Genomic DNA, 857 nt, shown 5'->3' on the forward strand with positions numbered 1-857 from the left:
ACCGCCCGCGCCAGCGTGGCGCCAAAGCGCGCGCTCAGCACGGGCGCGGTGACGAAGTCGCTGCCGTCCCCCGGCCCCGTGCCAAAGACGGGCGCCCCGCGCGTGTAATACCCCAGCCCTGGCGCGTACAGGGCCAAGGCCATGAAGCGCTCGAACGGCAGCCAGCCGCCGGCGGCGGCAATATCGGCCACGATGCGCTCGCGCAGAATCCCCTGCGCCTGGGGGTCACTTGGTGGGGCTAGCATAATCGGCCCCAATTGTCGCCGTGATCCTCGCCGCGATCATCGCAGTAGCACCCCACGGACATTCCACACTCGCATCTTTCGCCCCCTGTCATGACCGTTGCCGCCCCCTCGACGCCCCGCTGGGCCCTGGTCACCGGCGCCGCGCAGCGCCTGGGCCGCGAGATCGCCCTGGCCCTCGCCCGCCAGGGTTGGCACGTGGCGGTGCACTACCACCGCTCGGCCGACGCTGCCCAGCGCACGGTGACCGAACTGCAAGCCCTGGGGGTGAATGCGGTGGCCGTGGCGCAGGCGCTGGATACCCCGGGTGCCGCAGACGGGTTGCTGGCCGCCGTGCGCACCGCCACGGGGGCCATCCCGCGGTGCGTGGTCAACAACGCCTCGACCTTCGAGCCCGACGCGGGCACCGACGTCACCGAGGAGGGGCTGCTGCGCCAGTTGCGCATCAACACCGTGGTGCCGGTGCTGCTCGGCCGGGCACTGTGGGCGGCGGTGGATCGGGCGGACGCGGAGGCGATCGACGCCGCTTCCGGGGCGTACAGCGTGATCCATGTGCTGGACCAAAAGGTGCACAACCTCAACCCGGATTATTTCTCGTACACCATCAGCAAATTG

At 70.5% G+C, this 857-nt stretch carries 1 protein-coding gene and 1 pseudogene; one reads left to right on the forward strand and one right to left on the reverse strand.

All coding sequences use genetic code 11. From position 1 onward, the window contains the following. Window positions 1-245: pseudogene (locus ACK4TH_RS12430) on the reverse strand (class I SAM-dependent methyltransferase); the annotation flags it as partial. 90 nt (window positions 246-335) lie between these two features. Between ACK4TH_RS12430 and ACK4TH_RS12435 the strand changes: the two are divergent. Continuing rightward, window positions 336-857: SDR family NAD(P)-dependent oxidoreductase (locus tag ACK4TH_RS12435; protein ID WP_409626903.1), on the forward strand; the 522-nt coding region annotated here is incomplete at its 3' end.

The organism is Tepidimonas sp. (genome assembly GCF_046292505.1).
GTDB lineage: Bacteria > Pseudomonadota > Gammaproteobacteria > Burkholderiales > Burkholderiaceae_C > Tepidimonas.